Raw genomic sequence first — 24,943 nt, 5'->3', positions numbered from 1 at the left:
GAATGTCTAATTCAACAAATAAGAAAGCAATCTTCCCGCCGCAGAACCAAAACCGGCAGCCAGGCATCGAATCGGAGATGAACCCTTTGCCGGTGTTCGAATCGGAATCGTACAAAGCGGCCGGCAAGTTGAAGGAAAAGGTTGCAATAATAACTGGTGGAGACAGCGGCATCGGACGCGCCGTTGCTGTGGCGTATGCGAAGGAAGGCTGCGACCTGTGCATCGTTTATTTGAATGAGCATGAGGATGCGAAGTCGACGCAGTCGGCCATTGAGAAGACAGGAGCAAAGTGCTTGCTATTGGCCGGCGATATTGGGGATGAAGCGTTCTGCAAGAGTGTTGTAGAGCAGACCATAAAGGCATATGGAAAGCTGGACATCGTCGTCAACAACGCAGCTGAACAGCATGTTCGGAAGAAACTGGAGGATATAACTGCCGAACAGCTGACAGCAACATTTCGAACGAATGTGTTCGGCATGTTCTATTTGACGATCGCTGCGATGCCTCATTTGAAGTCGTCCAGCACGATCATTAATACGGCATCCATCACGGCATACAAAGGGAACCCGACCTTGATTGATTATTCGGCGACCAAAGGAGCGATCGTTTCATTCACGCGCGCGCTTGCCGCCAACTTGGCAGGTCAAGGCATCAGAGTCAATGGCGTCGCCCCCGGGCCGATCTGGACGCCGCTTATTCCTGCATCGTTCGACGCACAAGCGGTGTCGACGTTCGGTTCAGACACGCCGATGCAGCGAGCTGGCCAGCCTTATGAACTGGCAGCCGCATACGTTTACTTGGCCTGCGACGACTCAAGCTACATGACAGGCCAAATGCTGCATATCAATGGCGGGGAAGTCGTGAACGGATAAGATCCGGTTTAAAGACCCGTCTTCATTTGACTAGGGGCTTGTTTATTCGATAAAATGCAAGCTATAGCAAGGTTTAACAGCAGCTTTACTTAATGAAGGGAGACCGCGATTCATGAGTGAATTTGAACGTCATTTAGAAAAGTATGCTCAATTGATCGTAAGAGTCGGCGTGAACGTCCAGGAAGGACAGGAAGTATTCGTTACGGGCGCCGTCGACAATGCTGCGCTTGTCCGATTAGTAGCGGACAAAGCCTATGCGGCCGGTGCAAGCAACGTTCATGTGGATTGGACGGATGACTCGTTATCCAGATTAAAATATGAGAAAGCGGCTGATGATGTGTTCACGCGCTTTCCGGAGTGGGAGACAGGCAAGCGTAATTCTTTCGTAGAACGCGGAGCTGCATTTATCTCTATCGTTTCCTCGAGCCCGGATCTGCTGAAAGGTATTGAGTCCGGCCGCATCGCAAGCTTCCAGAAGGCTTCCGGCCAAGGCTTGAAGGAGTTCCGCAGAGCGATTCAAGCGGATAAGGTAAGCTGGACGGTCGTTGCGGCAGCAAGTAAGCAGTGGGCGATGAAGGTGTTTCCCGATGCAGGTGAATCGGATGCGGTCGAACGGCTATGGGAAGCGATTTTCGAATCGGTAAGACTTCATACGGATGATCCGGTAAAAGCATGGGAAGACCATAATGAGACTTTACATAGCAAGGGCGAGACGCTCAACAAGAACCGTTTCCAGAAGCTGCATTATACCGCTCCGGGAACGGATCTCACAATTGAGCTGCCGGAAAAACATATATGGGTTGCCGCGGGAAGCACAAACGTGAGCAATGTGCCATTCATGGCGAATATGCCGACGGAAGAAGTGTTCACGGTACCGCTGAAAACGGGGGCAAACGGTTATGTGTCGAGCACGAAACCGCTAAGCTACGGAGGTAATATTATCGACCGCTTCAAGCTTACGTTCGAGGACGGCCGCATTGTGAAGGCGGAGGCTGAAGAAGGGCAAGACATTTTGCAGCAGCTGGTCGATATCGACGAAGGCTCGCATTACCTCGGAGAGGTTGCGCTTGTACCGCATGAATCCCCGATTTCCAGGTCGAATATATTGTTCTACAATACGCTGTTCGATGAGAATGCGTCTAATCACCTCGCGATCGGCAGCGGCTATGCCTTCAATATCGAAGGCGGCAAAACGATGACGCCGGAGGAGCTGGAGGCTCATGGCGTTAACGCGAGCATCACGCATAACGATTTCATGATTGGGTCCGCGGAGATGGATATCGACGGCATCAAGGGCGATGGAACTGTCGTACCGATTTTCCGCAAAGGGAACTGGGCGATTTAAAAAGAAGCGAATAGGAGAAGATGCCACAGCGTCAGTTATGGTGACGCAGCGGTATCTTTTTTTGCTGATTTTTTACAAATTCCAGGAAACTTCCCATCCGCCTATATGACATTTGTCATGTCCTCGTATTGACGTTTATGACTACAAGGACCTGACATTTTTCTTTACTATAAAGTTAGAATACTGCGATGGACGTCCGGTTTCTCTCCAGACGTCATATTGAGGAGGAAGAAAGCGATGACAGAGCCTAAACAAGCTCACCTGAAGAAAGAAGTTGCCCCATTTGAGAAAACAGATTTAAAGTCGAGTATCAGACAGCTTATTAACACCTTAGTGCCACTAGTGCTGCTCTGGTATGCCGCTTACTATAGTCTTTCGGTATCGTATTGGCTTACTGCTCCTTTGGTGCTGCTTACTTCCGGATTCGTCATTCGGACGTTTATCATCTTCCATGACTGCTGCCATGGATCGTTTTTCAAAAGCAAAAGAGCTAATGACATCATAGGTACCATAACGGGCGTTCTTACGCTTGTACCTTATAGACAGTGGAAAAATTCTCATTCCATTCATCACGCAACGAGCAGTAACCTCGATAAGCGCGGTATCGGCGATTTGTGGATTCTAACTGTAGAAGAGTATGCTGCGTCGCCGTTGATGCGCCGCATTGCTTATCGTATGTACCGTCATCCGCTTGTGATGTTCGGACTCGGACCAATCGGCGTATTCCTTATTCAATACCGATTCAATGTTAAAGGCGCCAGACGCAAGGAACGGATGAACACGTACTTGACGAATGCATTGATCGCAGGCTTGTATGCTTTGCTTGTTTGGGCAATTGGCTGGCAAGCTTTCCTGCTTGTACAAGGTCCCGTATTTTTCGTATCCGGCCTGCTCGGCATCTGGTTGTTTTATGTGCAGCACCAATTTGAGGATTCCTACTTCGAAACGGAAGACGAATGGAGCTACGTGAAGGCTGCGGTTGACGGAAGCTCGTACTACAAGCTGCCAAAAGTATTGCAATGGATTACGGGCAACATCGGCTTCCACCACGTTCATCATTTGAGCCCGAAAGTGCCGAACTATTATTTGGAAAAGGCTCATAATGCGACGCCGCCGCTTCACAAAGCGACGACCATTACGATTGGCGAAAGCTTAGAGTCACTGCAATTCCGCCTATGGGATGAAACGGACAAAAAATTTGTCAGCTTCAAGGGAGTTAAGCGCCGCCTTCGGAAGGTAGAGACTGCTGCAGAGAAGCTGAAAGCGACACGCCCAAGCTTACAAGGAAAATAAATACGCGTACGAACGTATATGATAAAATAAACATAACAACAATTGAAATGAAATGATTGAACGGGAAAAAGGGTGGACGGCCATGAATAAGTGGTATCAGATTTTTCACAAAAACACAGGTCTAAGCCCTTACGTTTGGGTCGTCTTCTGCATTTTGCCGTTTTACTTTATATTCCGGTCGTCCTCGTCGTACGAGGTCGTGTCGGGTATTATTATGATTATTCTGTTCTTCATTTGCTATCGGCTGTCCTTTGTTTCCAAAGGATGGCTCGTTTATTTCTGGACCAGCGTGCAAATTGTCATATCGATAGCGATGACTTTGCTGTTCAGCTATGTATATTTTTCAATTTTTCTTGCTTTTTTCATCGGTAATATTCAGAATCGAGCGGGCTTTTTCACTCTATATGCCATTCACATTATCAGTACGTTCGTGACCGTTAATTATGGCTTTGCCACGCAAAACACGCTGTTCTTCACGCAGTTTCCATTCATACTGATTAGTCTGATCGTTGTCATTCTTCTTCCCTTCAATACGTATAATCGGATTAGGCAAGGACAATTGGAGGGGCAGCTGGAGGATGCGAACAAGCGGATCTCCGAGCTGGTTAAGCTTGAGGAACGGCAGCGGATTGCACGGGATTTGCATGACACGCTTGGACAGAAGTTGTCTCTAATAGGTTTAAAGAGCGATCTGGCGGGAAAATTAATGACTAAAAACCCTGCACAGGCACAGGCCGAAATGATTGACGTTCGTCAGACGGCAAGGGCGGCGCTTAAGGAAGTGCGCGAGATGGTTACGCAAATGCGCGGAACCAGACTTGAGGATGAGCTGTTCCGCGTGAAGCAAATATTGAAGGCGGCTGAAATCGAATTTGAGCTTGAAGGCGATTTGAGGCTGGAAAACACCAATTTGCTCAATGAGAATGTTCTGAGCATGTGTCTTAAGGAAGCGGTAACGAACGTCGTGAAGCACAGTGGTGCATCCCTCTGCACCGTAGGCATCGAGTCCTCTCATACGGAGCTTGTTCTGCGAGTGAAGGATAATGGGATCGGAATTGCGGAGCAAGCCAGAAACTATAGAGGCCATGGACTGCAGGGGATGAAGGAACGACTCGAGTTCGTGAACGGAACCCTTGAAATCTCATCGAATGCCGGAGCTTTGCTCACGATCAGAGTACCGAATGTTTTGAGGCAGGTCTAATGCGTAGCCATGAAGGGACTGAGGGGTTATGATTCGAATCGTCATTGCCGAGGATCAGCGCATGCTGCTGGGCGCTCTCGCTTCGCTGCTCGATTTGGAAGAGGACATGAAGGTCGTCGGAAGAGCGGGCAACGGCGAAGACGCGATTAGGCTCGTTCATGAACATAAGCCGGATATTTGCATCATGGACATTGAGATGCCGGCGAAGACGGGACTGGATGCGGCCGAGGAACTGAAGGGACAGGGCTGCAAGGTTATGATTTTGACGACGTTTGCCCGTTCCGGTTATTTCGAGCGCGCGCTGAGGGCAGGGGTTAGCGGTTATTTGCTGAAGGACAGTCCGAGCGAGGAGCTGGCGAACTCGATTCGCAGCGTCATGGCAGGCCGGCGAATTTTCGCTTCCGAGCTTGTCGATGGGGCATACGGTCAAGAAAATCCGCTGACTGAGCGCGAGAAGGAAGTGCTCGGGCTCGTCGCGGATGGGAAAAACACGAAGGAAATCGCGAATGAGCTGTTCATTACGACGGGGACCGTCCGTAATTACATCTCCGTTATTCTCGATAAGCTAGATGTCAGCAATCGCATCGAGGCGATTACCCGGTTCAAGGAAAAGGGTTGGTTTAAATGAACGAGGCTGTATTCGAGGCAAAAGCTGAAACAATAATACGCTGTTGAGACGGTTAATACGTTCTCGGCAGCGTATTTTTTTTGCGTTAAGCTCGAGACGAAAGCTTGAGCCCCTGCCAGCGTCTAAGCGCAACCTTGATGAAACCGCTAACATGCCTTAGAATACTTGAAAAGGAGATGACAAGCATGATTATGCGGCTATGGCGAAGGAAATGGTTCGGATCACTGCGAAGCAAAATATTATCGGTGTTCGTATTGTTCATTTTGCCATTAATCTCGCTGCTTATCTATTACAACTTTTATTCCACCGAGGTGATACGTAATCAGGTGGCGCTATCCAACAAAAATCTGTTGAGTTTATATATGGGTCAAATCGACAGAGACTTGGAGGCAGTGGATAAATATTTGTTTAATCTCATTGCGCTGGAGCCTGACTTGCTCGTCTTGGAGCTTGAAGAAGGCAGCAAATCGGATATGTACAATATGGCCCGAATTCGATTGTTCAATAAGATATCCAGAGATGTTGTCTTTTATGGCAATGCGGAAATGTTTTTCATTTATTCCGACAAGAATCAGGATTTGATTGCGGCAGAGAGCTATCAGATGGTGTTTCAAGAGGAAGATCGACTAAAGACCGAAATCATAGCATGGTTTGGAAGGGAAGCGCCTCTTTTTGAGCAGCAGTGGTTTATTCATAAGGGCGATGCCTCTCCCTCGCTCTTTAGGGTCATTAAATACGGAAATGTGTATGTGGGAGCATTGTTCGACATCGATAAGCTGATGGTTCCGTTCGAGCAAATCAATTTGGGCGAGGAAGGCAAAATGATCATGCTCGACCGCGTCTACTTCCCAGTCAACTCAGACTCTTCGGTTGATCCTAAAGCCTATGACTTCACTCCTTCAGCTTCGGATTATCGGATGACGGGGGAGGACAAAGCATTTATGGTTGTTAGCGAGTCGTCGGAATTCGGCCAATTCGCCATAGCCGCGCTCATTCCAGAGAAGCAAATTTTAGAGAACATTCCTTACCTGCGCAAAATCGTCTTTTTTCTCATCGTGGGTACCGTAATCGTCATGCCGATCATTTATTTGTTTCTAAGGCATGTCGTGCTTGTTCCCATGAAACGGGTCGTGTCGGCTATGCGCAAAATCAAGTCAGGCGATTGGGAGGCGAGGATGGATCCGAATGCGTCCTCGGGTGAGTTTGCGATCATTAACGAAACGTTTAACAACATGGTTTCACAAATCAAGGAGCTGAAAATTAGCGTATATGAAGAGCAGTTGATCAATCAGAAGGCGGAGCTCAAGCATTTGCAGCTTCAAATCAATCCTCATTTTTTCCTGAATTCGCTCAACATTATGTTTCACTTGTCGCAGGCGAAAAATTACGAGCTCATTCAGGAGATGATTTTAAGCCTTGTGCAATATTTTCGCTACATGTTTCGCAGTCATTCATCGTTTGTGCCTATCGAGGACGAGATTGAGCATACGCGCAATTATTTGAATATTCAAGCCATGCGATTTCCGAAGCAGCTGACTTATCAGATCGCGATGTCGGAATCGCTGCGAGGCAGCTTCGTGCCGCCGCTAGTCTGTCAAACGTTCGTGGAGAACACGATCAAGCACGGGGTTTCGATGGATGGACAGATGCATATTTCGGTGGACGTTCGCGAAGACGACCGGGATCCTGCATATATGCGGATCGTTATTCGGGATACCGGTAAAGGCTTTGAGCCGTTCATTCTGCAGCATCTGCACAATGAAATGAAGCTTGGAGAGGAGCAAGGTAACCATATCGGAATATGGAACGTACGCAGGAGGCTGAGATTGCTGTATCCTAACGAGCAAACGGAGCTCAGATTCGAGAACGGCGAAGATGGAGGAGCTGTCGTGCGAATAAGGCTGCCATCCAACCAAAAAGCAGCCGCGGAGGTGAAGGGTCATGTATGAGGTATTGCTCGTTGATGATGAATTTCATGCGATACAGGGTGTTCAATTAGGCGTGGATTGGGGAAAGTATGACATCCATGCCGTTCATTCGGCCTATAACATACGACAAGCGAAGGAGATTATCGAGAAGAATCAAGTCGATTTCATGATTTGCGATATCGAAATGCCTGAAGGAAGCGGGATCGAGCTGCTGCAATGGGTGAGGGAGCATTATCCCGAGAAGGAATCGGTATTCTTGACCTGCCATTCGGATTTCGCTTTTGCGCAGCAGGCGGTTCAACTGGGCTGTCTAGATTATTTGCTGAAGCCGGTGCGCTACAGCGTGCTGGAAGCCGTTATCGGGAAGGCGCTCGGAAAGCTTGAGAAAAAGAGGCGGCAGGATGTGTTTAACGCCACATACGATCACTATTATAAGCTCTGGAAAACGCATCATCCGCTTATCATCGAACGCTTGGACGAGCTTGAGGAGAGTCGGTCAATCGTTGATAAAGTAAAGCAATATATTGCGGCGAATATTGATCAGGCGCTGTCCCGTAAAGATATGGCGCAGCATGTTTATTTGAATCAGGATTATCTGGCCAAGCTGTTTAAGAAAAAGACGGGAATTGCGCTTTCCGACTATGTGGTGCAGGAGCGAATGAAATTAGCGAAGATGCTTCTGTCGGGTACGCGCAGCTCTATAGGTGAAGTGGCAGGATCGGTCGGTTACTCGAACTTCTCCTATTTTACGAAAACCTTTAAGAACGAGTTCGGCATGACGCCTCAGGAATTTCGGGCCAGTCTATAAAGGGCTTAAAGGCAGACAGATCTTGCTTATCCGGCAAGGTCTGATTTTTTTTGCCCGAAATATAAGAATTTATAAGTTTCACACCTATAATCGGGCTTATATTTCACCGCGAAACGAGCTTTCCCGCCAAAGGACGGCGACAGCCGTTTACGCTTGCATGATCTGATTATTGCTAATAACAGGTCTGCTATTTGTTAGAGAGGAGTGATGGTACCTTGCTACAATGAGGTCAACCCCAACAAGAGGAGAGGAGCAAAAGTCGTGAAGCAGGCAGAAGCGGTGAAGCGGCAGTCGGTCGCAGGGAAAGAGAGATACCGGGTGACGCTCCCGGTCAGATGGAAGGAGTATCGAAAATACAGTGTCTTATTTCTGATGATGGCGCCCGGACTGCTCTACTTTATTATCAATAATTATTTACCGATGTTCGGCATGGTCATCGCCTTTAAGGATATCAACTTCGCCAAAGGCATATTGGCAAGCGATTGGGCTGGCTTCAAAAATTTCGAGTATTTATTCAAAACGAGGGACGCCTGGATCATTACGAGAAATACGATTTTGTACAACGGCTCGTTCATTATTATTAATCTTATAGCGGCGCTGGCGGTAGCCATTATTCTGAATGAGGTGCGGAGCAAGCTTCTCAAAAAATTTTATCAAAGCTTTATTCTGCTCCCCTACTTGATATCCATGGTTATCGTCGGCTACCTGGTCTATGCGATGCTAAGCATGGAAACGGGCTTTCTGAACAAATCGTTGCTGCCGATGCTCGGCATCGAGCCGATTGCCTGGTACAGCGAATCGAAATATTGGCCATTTATTTTGCCTCTGGTGAACATTTGGAAGACGGCCGGTTATCTGTGTATCGTCTATCTTGCCTCCATTGTGGGAATCGATAAAGAGTATTATGAAGCAGCTACGATTGATGGCGCCAACAAGTGGCAGCAAATTCGGAGCATTACAATTCCGCTCATCACGCCGGTCATCATGATTATGACGCTGCTGCAGATTGGACGTATTTTTTATTCAGACTTCGGATTGTTCTATCAGGTACCGTTAAATTCAGGAGCGCTGCTTGATACGACTAATGTAATCGACACGTATGTGTTCCGGGCGCTCATTAATTTAGGCGATATCGCAATGTCGTCCGCAGCAGGTGTCTATCAATCGATCGTAGGCTTCGCGCTCGTTGTTGTCGCTAACTTTATTACGAGAAAAATCAACAAGGACAACGCGTTGTTCTAAAAGGGGAGGGAATTCTATTGCAAGCAAAGGAACGTGCGTATCAATGGTTTATCAATGCAGTGATGGCCTTGCTGGCCTGTATGTGCATCCTGCCTTTCATCTTACTCGTATCCTCGTCCATTACGTCGCAAAGCATGATTATTGCCAACGGCTATTCCTTCCTGCCGCGCGAAATCAGCTTCGAAGCCTACGCGTACATTTGGAATGATGCGGAGCGGATCTTCAACGCATACGGCGTTACGATTTTGGTTACGGTGCTCGGTACGGTGCTGAGCCTTGCGGTTACGTCGCTGCTCGCCTATCCATTATCGAGGAAGGATATGCCCCATCGAAATTTTCTGGCCTTCTTCATCTTCTTCACGATGCTGTTTAACGGCGGACTCGTACCGGTCTACTTGCTGTATACGCAATTTTTTGAGTTCAAAAACACGGTATGGGCGCTTATATTCCCGATGCTGCTGACCAATGCGTTTTATGTCATGATTATGCGGACGTTCTTTCAAACGACCATTCCGGTCGAAGTGATTGAATCGGGTAAAATGGATGGTGCGGGCGAGCTCAAAATTTTTTACAAAATCGTTCTCCCCTTGTCGCTGCCTATCTTGGCTACAATTGGTTTGTTTCAGACGATCAACTATTGGAACGATTGGTTCAACGGATTGATTTTTTTGACCGATAGCCGCTTGTACAGCATTCAAAATTTATTGAATCGGATCTTGCTCGACGTGCAATATTTGTCAAGTATGGATTTCGGTACGGCGCAGGATGATCTCATGGCCGGGCTGCCTACGGAAACGATTAGGCTTGCGATCGCGGTCATAGGTGTCATTCCGATTATCGCGATTTATCCTTTTTTCCAGCGGTTTTTTGTTAAGGGTCTAACGGTTGGCGCAGTAAAAGGGTAAGGCTGACCCCGGCTTTTGTCCGGTTAAGCATAGATTAAACAGAGATCAAGGAGGGTTTTTGTATGCGAAAGAAGTTTCTATGGGGGATTGTTTTCATCCTGATCATTGCGGTCATCTCGGCCGGTTGTTCCTCCGGCAATCAGAACTCGGGCGGAAACAATGGCAACACGAATGCAGCATCCCCGAATGAAGAGAACGGGAAACAACCAGCACAGAAAGAATTGCCGCCTTACGAAATCACGATGGTCTTCATGGGGAATGAATCTCCGGATCTGGAACGTGTGGCAGGAGAATTGAGCAAGATTACGAAAGAAAAAATCAATGCCACGGTAAAACTTCAGCCAATCAGTGCAGGCGCCTGGTCGCAGCAGGTCAATCTGATGCTGGCCAGCAACGAGAAAATCGATGTCATCACGACCTCTTCCATCTTCGGATTCTCTACACAAGCCGCCAGCGGCCACCTTCTGCCGCTTGAGGATTTGCTTGCTCAATACGGGCAGGGCATTACCGAACTGATGGATCCGGCTTACTTGAATGCGGGAAAGATTAACGGAACCCAATACGCAATTCCGACCAACAAGGATATGGCAACCCAAGGCGGCATCATCATGCGCAAAGATTTGATAGACAAATACAACATCGATCTGGATAAAGTGAAAACGGTTGACGATCTGGATCATGTGTTTCAAATTATCAAAGAGAATGAACCGAAGTTAATTCCGATTACTACTAACACCACTTTTTCGCCAATAGATGTGCTGGCATTTTTTGATCCTTTGGTTGACAGTCTGGGGGTTCTTCCTGGTCATGACAATGATTTGCGCGTTGAAAACCTATATGAGCATCCCAAATACGCAGAGCTGTTAACTACAATGAGAAGGTGGTATCAGGCAGGCTATTTTTCAAAAGACGCAGCGACCACTACAGAACAACCGTACGAGGTTGTCAGAGCAAACAGGGCGTTTTCTTGGTTCAACGTGATGAAGGTCGGTTCTGCCGAAAATCAGAGCACCCGGACAGGCATGGAAATGGTAGCTTTACCTCTTACAGAAGCCGTATCCACAACATCTAACGTGACGGGCTTTATGCACTCCATTCCGAAGGGCTCGAAAGATCCGGAAAGAGCGATGATGTTCATGAACTTGCTTTACACGGATCAGGAATTGGTCAACATGCTGAATTGGGGCATCGAGGGCGAACATTACGTGAAGAAGTCAGATCATATCATTGATTATCCGGAAGGTTTCGATATCAAGAGTGTTCGATATAACATGAACAACAGCAGCTATATGTTCGGAAACCAGTTCCTGAATTATGTTTGGACGACTCAATTGGAAGACATTTGGGAGCAAGTCGACCAATTCAACCAAAACGCTAAAAAATCACATGCGTTAGGCTTCACGTTTGATTCCACACCGGTCAGAACGGAAAGCGGTGCCGTGAATAACGTCAAACAGCAGTTTAAGCTCGGGTTGGAGACGGGAACGCTTGATCCGGAGAAGACGCTGCCTGAATTTATCTCGAGACTGAAAGCTTCCGGCATCGACAAAATTATTGCCGAGAAGCAAAAGCAGCTTGATGCCTGGGCGGAATCGAAGAAATAAACAATAGAGGAAAAGAGGCAAGGAAGTGAGCAGCATTGGATATCATAGAGACGGAGATTTGGCAAATCTCCTATTTGGATTTATCGCTTCGTCTCATTGCCGCCGTCGTGCTAGGCGGATTGATCGGCATCGAACGCGAATGGAGCAATCATGCGGCCGGCTTTCGTACGCATATTCTGGTTTGCTTAGGCTCAGCTGCTATTATGCTGCTATCCATTTACGGCTTTAGTGAGTTTGCCTATGAATTCAATGTGCGGATGGACCCGGCGAGGCTTGCGGCGCAAGTCGTCTCGGGTATCGGTTTTTTGGGTGCGGGAGCCATTATGAGAACCGGAGTGAACGTATCAGGCTTAACGACAGCCGCATCGATTTGGGTAGTGGCAGCGATCGGGCTATGTGCCGGAGCGGGCTTCTACTATGGAGCCGGCTTGGTTACGGTGCTTGTGCTGTTCAGTCTGTTCCTGCTGAACAAGCTGGAGAAGCGCATGCATAACAAGCGAAGCAGTAATGAAGTGAAAATCAGGGTCGGAAATACGGCAGGCGGATTAGGAGCGGTAACTGACATTTTCGATTCGCAGGGCTTGAAAATCATTCAAATGGCGTTCGAAACGGAATATGACGAGAAAAACGATGAAAACATTCGTGTGGTGCGGATAAAGCTGCATAAGCCGAGCCCTAAGCAGCTAATGGAGGTGGTTGATGCGGTACTTGCATTAGAGCAGGTTAAAACCTTCGAAACATCCGATAGGCTCAGGGATTATAAAGGCTATGCGGGCCATGGCGCCTCAAGCTCGATCTAATACGCGAAAGAAGGAGCACAGAGCGTGAATATAGTGATGATTACCATCGACAGCTTAAATAAGCATTATTTGAAAGCTTACGGACAGTCCGTCGGGCTCGATGTTCATACGCCTAACCTGGATCGATTCGCGGCCAAGTCAGCCGTGTTCGATCGGCATTATTCGGGCAGCCTTCCTTGCATGCCGGCAAGACGGGAGCTTTACACCGGTACGCAGGAATTTCTATGGCGCTCATGGGGGCCGGTTGAGCCGTACGATGTGCCGGCAGCACGCGCCTTGAACGGCGAGGGCTATGTGACGCAATTTATAACGGACCAATTTCATTATTTTCAAGGATATAGTCACGGCTATTATGATGATTATCAAGGTTTTGAGCTTATTCGCGGCCATGAGCTGGATCAATGGAAGACGGCTCCCTTAACCGTGGAGGATCAGCCGTTTCTGAATAAAATACATTATAATCCGAGTCTGCCGGAGCCGTTCACTCGCGGCTCCTATGCGCGTAACGTGAAGGGCATGCAGGAGGAGAAGGATTTCTTCGCGCCAAAGGTGTTCACAAGCGCGGAGAAATGGCTTGAGGATAATCATATGCAAGAGAAGTTTATGCTCGTTGTCGACTGCTATGACGTCCATGAGCCGTTCCATAATCCGGATACGGTTGCGGGTATGTATACGGATGAGAATATACATGATCCTGCTCTTCCGATTTGGGCGCATTCGGGCCGAACGGACGAGGGGGCAAGCCTCTTGACGGATCGCCAGCTTGCTTATCTGAAGGCGCAGTATGCGGCAAAAGTTACGTTAACCGACAAATGGCTGGGAAAAGTATTCGATAAACTGGATCAGCATCATTTGTGGGATGATACGATGGTCATTATCACTTCGGATCATGGGCATTACATTGGAGACAAGGGTTTGATTGGTAAGCCGATGTACAACAACTACAACGTATTGGTCAATATTCCGCTTATGATCTGGCATCCGCAGGGCAGGCACAATGGCAGCCGCGTATCTGCGTTGACGTCAACCGTGGACCTTTATGCGACAATGCTGGAGGCGGGCGGCGCCCAGATCAAGCATAAGACGCACAGCAACAGTCTGCTTCCGCTTCTTAAGGGTGAAACGGATAAAGTGAGGGACTGGGCGGTATACGGCTATTTCGGCAAGGCTGTCAGCATTACGGACGGACTGCATACGTATCACGCTGCGCCAGACGAATCCGTGCCCGTATACAATTATTCCACAATGTTTATCAATCCGGTTGCTTTCTTCTTCCCGGGCTATGTGCCGGACGAGGTTGAAAGCGGCATGTTTCTGCCCTTCACCAAAGCAATGGTCTGGAAGTATGAAGCTAAGCTGCCGCAGCAATTCAAGAGCTTCATGAAGAGCGGATATACGACGGAACTGTATGATTTGGTGAAAGATCCCTTTCAGGAAAACAATTTAATAGACTTGGCTCCTGAACTGCTTGAACGAATGAAGAAGCTGCTGCTGACGGCGCTGTCGGAGCTGCAAGCGCCTGATGAGCTGTTCCAGCGCGTAGGTCTCCAGCGGAAACCGCTGTTAAAGTAATAGGCGAGATTCATAACTGTCGGAAAAGAAGGAATTAACCATAGTTCTATCGAATGAAATATTTGGAAATCTATCATTTCATTTGGAGGCTAGGGGTATGAAGAGAGGTAAGAAGGCTTTTGTGTTTTTGTTTACGGTTTGTTTAATGGCATTATCTTGTGCGCTGCCGGCTGCTGCAGCAGAAGTGCCGAAGGAGAATTATACGATTTCCGTTACGGAGGAGCTTGGGGAAGTGACGGAAACGTTAACGCTTGACGATTTTGGCGATATTTATGAAGATTTAGAAGTACTCTCTACACTCGTTCCTGAAAATGCGACATTAACCTTTTCGGCTAATACGGCTATTAATGTTGTGGTGAGCGGTTATTATCAGGAGGATGGAATTTTGATTGCCGACGGCATACCTTGGACCATTAAGGGTCAGCCGGAGCTAGTGAACGGTTTGCAGGCGGAAACGACGGCGACGGTGACGTTCTCGCATGGCTATCCTTACTATGAATTGTATGTTTGGGATGAAGCGTCAGGGGACTCGACGAGTTATTTCTTTAAAGTGAAAGAGGGAACCGCGCCAGCGGAGCAGCCGGATGCTTGGGCTCAATCGGAAGTGGACGAAGCGATTGCGGCAGGACTAATCTCGCAAGAGCTTCAGGGGAAGTATAAGGAAAAAATCACCCGCGCCGACTTTTCGAAGCTGATCATTAAGCTGGTTGAAGTGAAGGCGGGAATGACGATCGATGAGATTTTGGCAGAGAACGAAATGAGTCTGGAAGACAATCCTTTCACGGATACTGCGGTTAAAGAGGTTATCGCGGCGAATAAGCTTGGCATCGTTAACGGTAAAGGAAACGGCAAGTTTGATCCGAACGGCAGCATCACGAGGCAAGAAGCGGCTATCATGCTGACGAATACGGCCGAGGTACTCGGGTTCGATATTTCGGCGGAGACTTCCGCGTTCGCGGATAATAAAAGCATTGCCGCTTGGGCGAAAACAGGAGTGGACTTCGTCTCTGCTTTCGGCATTATGAATGGAACAGGCAACAATACGTTCACTCCGAAAGGCACTTATACGCGTCAACAGGCTTACATGACTATATCGCGCTTGAATAATGCTTTAGTAGAATAAATGGGTAATCGAAGAAACTGTCTCCGGTCCAGTTGGGCTGTACGAGACAGTTTTTTTGTGTGCAGGCATTGTATCGTGAAGAAAGCATAGTAAAGCTAAGATCTGAAACAACTCGAATTATTGAACATATTAATCGGTTATTTTAATGTAAGCGCATTCAATAAAGGTGTAAGATTAATAGGTAAATATTAGTATAAATTGAGGAGGAATGAAAGAAGCATGAGTACTCGATTAAAACGTAACATGTCGATGCTGCTGGCAGGTGCACTGGTCGTTACGACGATTCTGGGCGGCTTGCCCATTCAGCAGACCAGGGCGGCGCCGGCCTTGAGTGAGCCTTTTATTAAGAAATTCGACTTGGGAGCAGCGCCTGCCACAGGAAACAATTCAGGCGGTCCAACGATGGAAGGGTTTATAGGGGTTACGCATAGCACCTTGTACACGCCGGAGCTGGGCTATGGATTAGACATCGAACTGGCCTCGCGGTATCGTGCAGATCCACTGGCGGACGATATGTCCAATGATTTTGTACTGGGCGGCGTTGGTGCTCCTTTTACCTTTATGGCTGACGTGCCGAACGGAAATTATAAGGTAACCCTTTATGCAGGAGATTTGCTTCAAACAACTTCAACCTACAAAAATAATATATCGATTGAAAACGTTGTAAAGGAAGGCATGAGCGCAAGGAGAGAGGTAATCAGCAAGGAGTATGAGGCGACGGTTACGGATGGTCAATTGAATGTTCAAGTGACTGGCAACGGGACGTACAGTATTTTAAATGGCGTCATTATTGAAATGGTCCTGCCTTCGGTCCCGCAAGGTCTGGCGCTGACGTCGGTGACTGCAAGCGAGGCCTCACTTAGCTGGGAGAGCGCGCCTAATGCAGTTAGCTATAACATTTACCGTTCTACTGGAATGGAAGGCGAGATCGTGTCTATTGCTGAGCAAGTAAGCGGCGTGAGCTACACGGATAACGGCGTTGCCGCAGGCAGCAGCTATATCTATTATGTATCTTCGGTGAACGCGTTCGGACAGCAGTCCGCGTTAAGCGCGGCGAGCGAAGCGGCGATTATTCCCGCACCGCAGGCTCCTGCAGTGCCAAGCGGACTATTGGTCAGCAAGGTTACCGCTAGTTCGGTTACGCTGAGTTGGAGCGTCGCGGAAGGTGCGTCCTCCTATGATGTATATCGCTCTAATGCTGAAGGCGAATTTGTTAAAATCGGTATGGAGAGCGTCACCAGCTTTACGGATAACGAAGCGGATACCTCAGCGGTACAAAGTTATAAAATAAAAGCCGTTAATGGGGCAGGCGAATCGGAGTTTTCCGAGCTTGCGGCTAGCTCCGTTTACGTGCCCCCGGTCGTACTGCCGGATGGAGAGGTGAAGCGTTTTGATTTTGGAAACGGGGAGCTGGAGGATGGATATGTAGGAATATCCGAAGCCATCCCATACTCGGCGGATATCAAATACGGTTTTGCGGATACAACCAAGGTCAGCTTTGAGGACCGCCAGACGGACGACGCATTGCGCTCTGATTTTGCCCTCATTCAGGATACAGAGTTCATTGTGGATCTGCCGAATGCGGATTACACGGTTACTTTAATTGCAGGAGACGCTTCGGATGTGACGGATATCGGCATCCGAGCGGAGTCGATGGACAAGGTGATGCGCCTCGACAACAATGCCGTAAGGCCTGCAGGCCAATATTTGGAGATGAGCTTTGATATCGCGTTGGTGGACGGGCAGCTTAATTTGCTGTTCACTGGATCGGCTCCGAAAATCAACTCGCTCGTCATTACCAAACAACAGGACCGTCTTGCAGGAGAATTGCCGACTGTTTACATGGCCGGAGACTCCACTGTGCAAACCTATGATCCTTATTGGCTGCCACAAGCCGGCTGGGGTCAAATGATTCCAAGATTTTTCTCCAATGACGTTATTTTTAAAAATCATGCAATCGGGGGAAGAAGCTCGAAAAATTATATTAGTCAAGGACGCTTGGATGAGGTGCTGCGCGCAATCAAGCCCGGCGATTATTTCCTCGTCCAATTCGGACATAACGATGCGACCATTAGCGTTCCTGATCGTTACGCCGCTCCTGCGGACTATAAAAATTATTTGAAAACGTACGTTAATGGCGCGAGGCAGCGCGGAGCAACGCCGATTCTGGTGACGCCGATGGGCAGACGCAGCTTTAATGCGGAGACCGGAAAGTTCAACGTCAGCTTCCCGGAATATGTGCAGGCGATGAAAGAGGTTGCCCAGGAGCTTGAGGTTGATCTTGTCGACCTAAGTACGTTAAGTATCTCGTATTACGATTCTATCGGCGAAGCAGCAACCAAATCGGTATTTCTTCATACGCCGCCTGGCGTATACGCCGCTTTTCCAAACGGTTCAGCCGATGATACGCATTTTCAGGAATACGGTGCGATTCAGCTTGCCCGTCTTCTGTCCGGCGGAATTAAAGAGCTGGAGCTGCCGCTGTCCGCGTTGGTTGAAGAAATCGTGCCTCCAGCCGAGGTGCCTGTTAACCCGACTGGATTGGTTGCAGGCAGCATAAGCAATGCCGGAGCGTTTCTTATCTGGGATGAAACGCCGACAGCAGATATTTATAAGGTTTATCGCAAGCTTGCTTCGGCACCTGACAGCGAGTATGCGATGGTCGGAACCTCGACGATCCCGACGCTTTCCCTAGGCGGCATGCAAGAGGGACAGAGCTATCAGGTTCGTATTACAGCAGTGAACGGCAAGGGTGAGTCCGCGCCGTCAGAGCCTGTATTGATCGTAACGAAGTTTGCCAAGTACCGCTACGACTTCGGCCCGGTTGGCGCTCCTGTGGCAGACGGATATACTGAGGTAACCAGAGCCACCATCTACACGCCTGAGACAGGCTATGGCATTACGGACAGCACGGGCATGATCGATCGCGACCGCGGAGACGCTGCGGATAACCTGCGACGCGACTTTGTTGCCTATTTCGGCAACAGCTATGAGTTTAAGGTTGATTTGCCAAATGGTTATTATTCTGTGAAAACGTACACGGGCGATTGGATTGGCTCAACCCGTACGGTTGTTGCCATTGAAGGCAAGGACTACGGCACCATTTCATCAGGCAAGCAAAATATTGCAGAAAGAGTATTTAACATGATCGCTGTCAAGGACGGTCAGCTGAACATGGTCTTGAGCGGACAAACCGCTCATCTGAACGGAGTTGAAATAACGCCAATCTTACTAGCGCCAACCAGTCTAGTACTGGATGGATTGGACGTATCCGGCGACCCGATTACGGCTAAGCTTACCTGGACCGGAGTAGAGGGTGCCGCTAAGTACAACGTATACCGTAAAGCAACGGTAGAGGTAAGCGCGGTGCTGCTGGGCCAGACGACTGCAGCCTCTTACACGGACACGACTGCGGATGTCGGTCTTGAATACGAGTATTACGTTACCGCGGTTGATACAACAGATTTCGAGTCGGTAGCCTCCAATACTCTCGAAGTGTCTATGATTGATCCGAACGTGGAAATAGCGGGCGTTCCTACTGGATTGACGCTCCAAGCCATTAGTAAGAATGCGATCAGTTTAACTTGGAATGAGCTTGATGCGGCTAGGATGTATAATGTTTATCGCTCCAAGAAAGCGGACGGACAATTCGTTTTGATAGGCAAATCGAATACAGCTTCTTACACCGACAATACGGTGCTGACGACAATTCCTTATTATTATAAGGTTGCCTCGGTCAATGCCGGAGGAATTTCCGAGATGTCTGCTGCTCTCGCAACAGAAGCGGTTACGACACTTGTTCGTCAAATGGAATATATTGATCGGTCCCCTGCAGCCATCAAGACCGATACAGGCAATTACATTGGCTGGCGCATGCTGGGGCTGGATCCTGAAGCTATCGGATTTAACGTTTATCGTGATGGAGCTAAGTTGAATGCTTCCCCGATAACGACTAGCACAAATTTTGTTGACACTGCCGGTACGGATACTTCCGTCTACCATATCACTTCCGCCCTGAATGGCGCGGAACAGAAGGTAACAAGCGACTTCGGCGTTTGGCAGCAGCAATACAAGTCCGTTTCGCTGCAAAAGCCTGCAGACGGCTATACGAAGGACGGTCAGCCTTACACTTATGCGGCTGGCGATGCCAGCGTCGGCGATCTGGATGGAGACGGCCAATACGAAATCGTTATGCTGTGGTCGCCATCAAACAGCAAGGACAATTCGCATGCAGGGTATACGGGAATCGTATACATGGATGCATACAAGCTCGATGGGACACGGCTTTGGAGAATTAATCTGGGACCGAATATACGTGCAGGCGCTCACTACACGCAGTTTATGGTGTATGATCTGGACAGTGACGGGCGTGCAGAGGTATCCTTCAAAACGGCTGACGGCACGATTGACGGAACGGGCAAGGTGATCGGCGATCCAAGCAAGGATCACCGCAGCAGCGCAGGCTACGTTCTAATTGGAAACGAGTATTTAACAGTGTTTGAAGGCTCGACAGGCAAAGCGCTGTCCACGGTCGATTACGATCCGCCGCGCGGCAATGTTGCCGATTGGGGAGATGGGTATGGGAATCGGGTTGATCGTTTCCTCGCAGCAGTGGCTTACCTTGACGGTGAAATGCCAAGCTTGATGTTCAGCAGAGGTTACTATACTCGCACCGTTCTCGCGGCCTATGATTTCCGTGACGGCGAGCTGACAAAACGTTGGGTATTTGATTCAAATAAAGAAGGCTTCGAGTCTTATTCCGGCCAAGGCAATCATAATCTGTCTGTTGGCGATGTAGACGGCGATGGCAAGGATGAAATTATATTTGGAGCAATGGCCATTGACGATGACGGACTTCCACTTCATAACACCGGTCTTGGTCATGGCGATGCGATGCATTTGGGTGATTTGGATCCTGAACGTCCGGGCCTTGAAATATTCGGCGTTCACGAGCGTACCGATTCGCCGTATGGACTGGAAATGAGAGATGCGAACACGGGCGAAATCATATGGGGCATCAATACAGGATTGGATACGGGCCGCGGCATGTCGGCAGATATCGATCCGCGTCATCCAGGGGAAGAAATGTGGACCGCCAATATCGAGAACGCCCAGCACATTCCGGTAAGCGGTTTGTTCACGGCGAAAGGGAAACTAATCACGACCAACATACCAACGTCAACGAACTTCGGCGTATGGTGGGATGGCGACTTGCTTCGTGAGCTTCAAGATTATAACCGAATTGATAAATGGGATTACATGAATGAGACGACAGTGAATTTGCTAACGGCTGAAGGGGCATCCTCCAACAATTCGACCAAAGCAAATCCGAGCCTCCAGGCGGATCTCTTCGGTGATTGGCGCGAGGAAATTATGTGGCGTTCGGACGACAGCAGCGAATTCAGAATTTATTCAACAGTTGACGTGACCGACTATCGGATTAGAACGCTCATGCATGATCCTATCTATCGCTTGGGCATCGCTTGGCAAAACGTCAGCTACAATCAGCCGCCTCACCCGAGCTTCTACTTGGGCCACGGCATGACAACGCCGCCGCAGCCTAGCATTAGCTATGAGAATGAATTCATGCAAAGCATCAAAGTAACTGCTGCTGAAAATGCCAGCTCCGTTGTTGCAGGAAACACTCTGCAAATGGCTGCAGCTGTTATAGCAGACACAGCTGCTAGTAAATCGGTTACTTGGTCCGTAACGAACGAGGATGGCGGCACTACGACATCGGCATCCATCAGCATGAATGGCTTGCTTCAGGGGGTTTCTCCTGGAACGGTCAAAGTAGTGGCAACGGCAGCGGACGGTTCGGGAGTAATGGGTGAAAAGCTTATTACGATACTGAAAAAAGCTCCTGGAGGTAAGCCGCCGGTACATGACAGAAGCATTATCATCGAGGCGCAAACGGTAAACGGAAAAGCTAGTGCAGCTGTAGATGCGGAAGTGTTGAAGAATGCGATCGATGCGGCCTCCGGAAAAACCGTCGCCGTTTCGGTAAAGGCGGACTCATCGGCTGAGGAGGTGAAGGTGTTCATGCCTGCGGAAGCCTTCGAGGAAATGACGAAGAAGGATAAGTTTGAGCTTACAATCGAAACCGGCATTGCGAGCATAACCCTTTCAAAACAAGCGCTGGCAGGGTTGCTTGAGGACGGTCCGAAATCGATTCAATTAAACATTTCCCATGTTGACAAGGCAACACTTTCGGAGAAAGAGCGTCAGCAGGTTGGCGATTCCAATGTATATGATTTCAATTTATTCGTAAACAACGAGAAGGTTAATCATTTTGAGGGAGGTAATAACGCAGTAGAGGTTGCGGTACCTTATACGCCGGGCCCGGATGAGAAACCAGGCAAAGCCGTTATCTATTATATGTCCGACGACGGGCAGCTAGAGGCAGAACGCAATGCGAAATACGATAAGAAAACAGGCACAGTCTCTTTCAAAACCAACCGGCTTTAGAGTTGGAGCCTGATTGAGTAAGCAGCCAAAAAGAAGAGGCGGATGTTCAGCTATGCTGATCATTCGTCTCTTTTTTCGCGTTTTAGAACCGACTCGGTGCATTCAAATTCCCCAACATTTATTAACTTCGATTTATCGCAATGGCAGCACCTGCGGACCGTCCGGATAAACCGAAGCCTCCTGGGGCTGCGCAGGGTAGGCGAGCGAGCCTCGTTCCTCTAAGCTCGCTAAATCATTGGCTTTCAGCATAGCGTCTGACAGTGTGTAGAGCGTATCGCCCGCATATAGAATGCGGCGAATCGATTTCGTGTAATTGTAGCCGTATTGGCCGCTCTTCGCGAGCTCATCCGCAGTCAGATGCGTAATCCGGTTCTGCAGCTTGAAGCCCTCCTGCAAATCAATGCGATATACATATGCACCTTGATAAGTGAAATCGCCATAAGCAGGGAAGCTATCCGATTCCAGCTTTTCTTTGTTTTGGATCTCATGCAATTGTACGGGGAAAGCAAGAAGCCCTTTTTCCTTTGAAAACAGCAGCGCTTTATGATCACTCAACAATTCGGAGTGCGTGCCGCGGTCGCCGATGACTACCTTAAACTTTTCCTTCGGCTGACTGACGTCCGTGACGTCGAATAACGCAATCTTCAGCCCCTGGTAAAAGGCCATTGTATCATCCGGACTCATTCCCTTAGATGGAAGCTCGACCGTTTCTTTGCCGAAACCGATGATGTGGTTCTCGTCATAAGGGTGCAAATAGTCACTGTAGCCGGGAATTTTTAGCTGTCCAAGGACGGAGGGCTGCGATGGATTTCGCAGATCAATCGCGAATAACGGATCGACGTTGCGGAACGTGACCATATAGGCGCGGCTGCCCATGAACCGGACGGAGTAAATACGTTCGCCTGGAGCTAGACCTTCCAGCTTGCCGATTGTATGAAGCTTCTCATCCAGCACGTAAAGATTGTTCGTGGAGCCGGCCTCGCCGCTTGCCCACATATCTCCTTTCGTTGCAGCGATGCGGAAATAGCCGTTATGCTCATCCATAGAGAACTGATTCAATAGCGAGCCGGGAACCGAGCCGGCACCGATATAGACGATACTTCCTTGATCGAGACGGAATTTATGAATTTGCGTCTCTTGCTGGTAGATGTCACCGTTCTTAACATATTTGGGTATTGTCACGTATAAATGCTTCTCAGATGCATAGATGGTCTGGCCGGAGCCGAGATAACCGGACACCTGCAACGGCTGGCCGGCATCGTCCAGATCAAGAGCGCCAACGAGCATCATGCTCGTATCCGGCGACTCGGGGAAATAACGAATGGTGTCGAGCGGCAGTGATTGGAGCTTGTTGGACTGAGCCGAATCCCGATAGACCGGCTCGAATGAACGAACCAGCTCCTCGCCGTCTGCTTCGATGCCTTCTTTGATATACAGAGAATACGAGTGGTTGTATTTATTAGTCACGATATACAAGGCGCTGCCGATTTTGCGCGAGGAGATGTAGCTGCCTTCCTGCTCGGTCTCGCGCGTAAGCGTTGGTTCGCCGGAATCGGCCAGCTCATACACAAGCGTCTTCACTGTTGTGCGCGTCGGTACCGGCATCCATATACCTATTTTCTTTTCGGAGCGGGGAGCTGCCTCGATACTGCCTTCGCTGATCGCAGCGCCGCTGCTGACAGATTGATCACCGCCGCCGCTTGCAGGTGTATCGTAAGGCAAATTGACATTCTGCTGGCCGATTACGATTAGCCGTTTATTATCGACATAAAGCTCCTGCGGATAGAAGCCGTCCTCGTTGTCATACTCCAGCTTTGCCGCAAGTGCGGGCTTCGCAGGATCAGCAATATTCGTAATGAGCACACGCGAGCCGCTTAGCTGATAAATGAAGCGTCCGTCTGTTTTCGCCCAGTCCGCTTCATCCACGCCTTCGACCTGCACATTCGTCTGCGAGTAATCACTGCCGCCTTCGGAAGAGGGGGCGGACTCCGTCGATGCGCCTCTATCGGCAGCGGCAGAAGCAGCAACGCTCTCCTGCACGCTGTCAACGCCATATTTCATAGAGTAACCGCGCAGTGTCAATGAAGCCGATTCCATCAGCTCGCGCAGCTTGCCTGCCGAGCCGATGGCCGGAAGCTCAGCCGGATCATCGATCGTCACGATCCTCTTCGGACCGTCCCAGGCTACAATTGCGCCAAGCGCTTCGGACAGCGCGCGGAGCGGCACCATCGTAACGTCTCCAACCAATCGCGCAGAAGCCTCTAAGCGATTGCTCTTGCCGTTTGCCGTCATGTTTGGCGAGCCGACCGTAAGCGCAGCACTTCGGCCCTCCCGTTGCAGCGTCACGGTTTGCTTGCCATCGCTGCCTGTTTGATAACCAACCTCCGCACCGAGTGCTACTGCAATTTCCCTTAAAGGGACAATCGTGGTTCCTCTCTCGAGAAAGGCCGGCGCGGATAGGGCGAGTGTCGTCCCGCGCACGTCAATTCGAATTTCCGACTGCGCAGCAGCCTCGTTTTTAAAGGGGCTGCCTGCGGCGGGAGTCATGAGCAGCAAAAGCGCTAGAAGTAAAGCAACAGCAGATTTTTTTCGCATCGTTAAATCCTCCTATTTCGCATCAATATTGTATTTGATCGTTCATTCTCCAGTTACCCTCATAAACGAGCTGATCGGCATAATGGTTGCGAGATAACGGTTACCTTTCGAAAATAATTATTGATCGTCCAGCAGATTAGACTAGAAAATAGATCTAATCCCGCCAAACTAACCCATTCAGCAAACTTAGATCTAGAAACTAGCCTTAATACGTCGCACTTACCTCCAAACGCCCTCATAAGCGCAGCACTCACCCAAATTAGTCTAGAAAGTAGATCTAACCCCGCCAAACTAGCCCATTTAGCTAACTTAAATCTAGAAACTAGACTTAATACGTCGCACCTCCCGCCAAACGCCCTCATAAGCGCAGCACTCACCCAAATTAGTCTAGGAAATAGATCTAATCCGACCAAACTAACCCATTCAGCAAACTTAGATCTAGAAACTAGCCTTAATACGTCGCACCTACCTCCAAACGCCCTCATAAGCGCAGCACTCACCCAAATTAGTCTAGAAAGTAGATCTAATCTGGCTAAACTAGCCCATTTAGCCAACTTAA

At 48.9% G+C, this 24,943-nt stretch carries 15 protein-coding genes; 14 read left to right on the top strand and 1 reads right to left on the bottom strand.

All coding sequences use genetic code 11. The annotated features are described in order from the left end of the window. Positions 1 to 2 precede the first annotated feature (2 nt). The 14 genes from L1N85_RS12575 (at position 3) to L1N85_RS27600 (ending at position 21,789) form a co-directional block, all read left to right on the top strand. Positions 3 to 872 carry an SDR family oxidoreductase gene (locus tag L1N85_RS12575; protein WP_235238402.1) on the top strand — a complete coding sequence of 290 codons (870 nt, stop codon included), beginning with the start codon at positions 3 to 5 and terminating at the stop codon, positions 870 to 872. 112 nt (positions 873 to 984) lie between these two features. Next, complete coding sequence (locus tag L1N85_RS12570) at positions 985 to 2,217, top strand: aminopeptidase (RefSeq protein ID WP_235238400.1); 1,233 nt, start codon at positions 985 to 987, stop codon at positions 2,215 to 2,217. Between the two features lie 237 nt (positions 2,218 to 2,454). Further along, entirely contained in the window at positions 2,455 to 3,510 is a 1,056-nt protein-coding gene (locus L1N85_RS12565; RefSeq protein ID WP_235238397.1) for a fatty acid desaturase, read from the top strand. An 82-nt stretch (positions 3,511 to 3,592) separates the two neighbouring features. Continuing rightward, complete coding sequence (locus tag L1N85_RS12560) at positions 3,593 to 4,711, top strand: sensor histidine kinase (RefSeq protein WP_235238395.1); 1,119 nt, start codon at positions 3,593 to 3,595, stop codon at positions 4,709 to 4,711. Between the two features lie 28 nt (positions 4,712 to 4,739). Next, positions 4,740 to 5,339, top strand: coding sequence for a response regulator transcription factor (locus L1N85_RS12555; RefSeq protein ID WP_235238393.1), 600 nt, complete (start codon positions 4,740 to 4,742; stop codon positions 5,337 to 5,339). A 185-nt stretch (positions 5,340 to 5,524) separates the two neighbouring features. After that, on the top strand, positions 5,525 to 7,288 hold the full coding sequence (locus L1N85_RS12550; RefSeq protein ID WP_235238392.1) for a sensor histidine kinase: 1,764 nt from the start codon (positions 5,525 to 5,527) through the stop codon (positions 7,286 to 7,288). After that, positions 7,281 to 8,075, top strand: a complete 795-nt coding sequence (locus L1N85_RS12545; RefSeq protein WP_235238388.1) for a response regulator transcription factor — start codon at positions 7,281 to 7,283, stop codon at positions 8,073 to 8,075. Before L1N85_RS12550 ends, L1N85_RS12545 begins: the two co-directional genes overlap by 8 nt. Positions 8,076 to 8,447: 372 nt before the next feature. Next, the gene (locus L1N85_RS12540) at positions 8,448 to 9,317 is read left to right on the top strand and encodes an ABC transporter permease (RefSeq protein WP_235238430.1); all 870 of its coding nucleotides are present in this window, start codon (positions 8,448 to 8,450) and stop codon (positions 9,315 to 9,317) included. Positions 9,318 to 9,334: 17 nt separating this feature from the next. Then, the gene (locus L1N85_RS12535) at positions 9,335 to 10,222 is read left to right on the top strand and encodes a carbohydrate ABC transporter permease (protein WP_235238380.1); all 888 of its coding nucleotides are present in this window, start codon (positions 9,335 to 9,337) and stop codon (positions 10,220 to 10,222) included. A gap of 62 nt (positions 10,223 to 10,284) precedes the next feature. Next, positions 10,285 to 11,826, top strand: coding sequence for an ABC transporter substrate-binding protein (locus L1N85_RS12530; RefSeq protein WP_235238378.1), 1,542 nt, complete (start codon positions 10,285 to 10,287; stop codon positions 11,824 to 11,826). 35 nt (positions 11,827 to 11,861) lie between these two features. After that, entirely contained in the window at positions 11,862 to 12,626 is a 765-nt protein-coding gene (locus tag L1N85_RS12525) for an MgtC/SapB family protein (protein WP_235238376.1), read from the top strand. Positions 12,627 to 12,650: 24 nt separating this feature from the next. Continuing rightward, positions 12,651 to 14,198 carry a sulfatase gene (locus L1N85_RS12520; RefSeq protein WP_235238374.1) on the top strand — a complete coding sequence of 516 codons (1,548 nt, stop codon included), beginning with the start codon at positions 12,651 to 12,653 and terminating at the stop codon, positions 14,196 to 14,198. Between the two features lie 97 nt (positions 14,199 to 14,295). Next, complete coding sequence (locus tag L1N85_RS12515) at positions 14,296 to 15,321, top strand: S-layer homology domain-containing protein (RefSeq protein WP_235238372.1); 1,026 nt, start codon at positions 14,296 to 14,298, stop codon at positions 15,319 to 15,321. A 219-nt stretch (positions 15,322 to 15,540) separates the two neighbouring features. Next, the gene (locus L1N85_RS27600) at positions 15,541 to 21,789 is read left to right on the top strand and encodes a rhamnogalacturonan lyase family protein (protein WP_328285204.1); all 6,249 of its coding nucleotides are present in this window, start codon (positions 15,541 to 15,543) and stop codon (positions 21,787 to 21,789) included. A gap of 132 nt (positions 21,790 to 21,921) precedes the next feature. Here L1N85_RS27600 and L1N85_RS12495 read toward each other — a convergent pair whose 3' ends face one another. Further along, a complete protein-coding gene (locus L1N85_RS12495; RefSeq protein ID WP_235238370.1) occupies positions 21,922 to 24,384 on the bottom strand; it encodes a beta-propeller domain-containing protein in 2,463 nt (820 codons plus the stop codon). Positions 24,385 to 24,943 lie beyond the last annotated feature (559 nt).

Source organism: Paenibacillus alkaliterrae (genome assembly GCF_021532375.1).
Taxonomy (GTDB): Bacteria; Bacillota; Bacilli; order Paenibacillales; family Paenibacillaceae; genus Pristimantibacillus; species Pristimantibacillus alkaliterrae.
The sequence above is the reverse complement of the archived record's forward strand: the minus strand, read 5'-3'. Positions and strand labels throughout refer to the sequence as shown.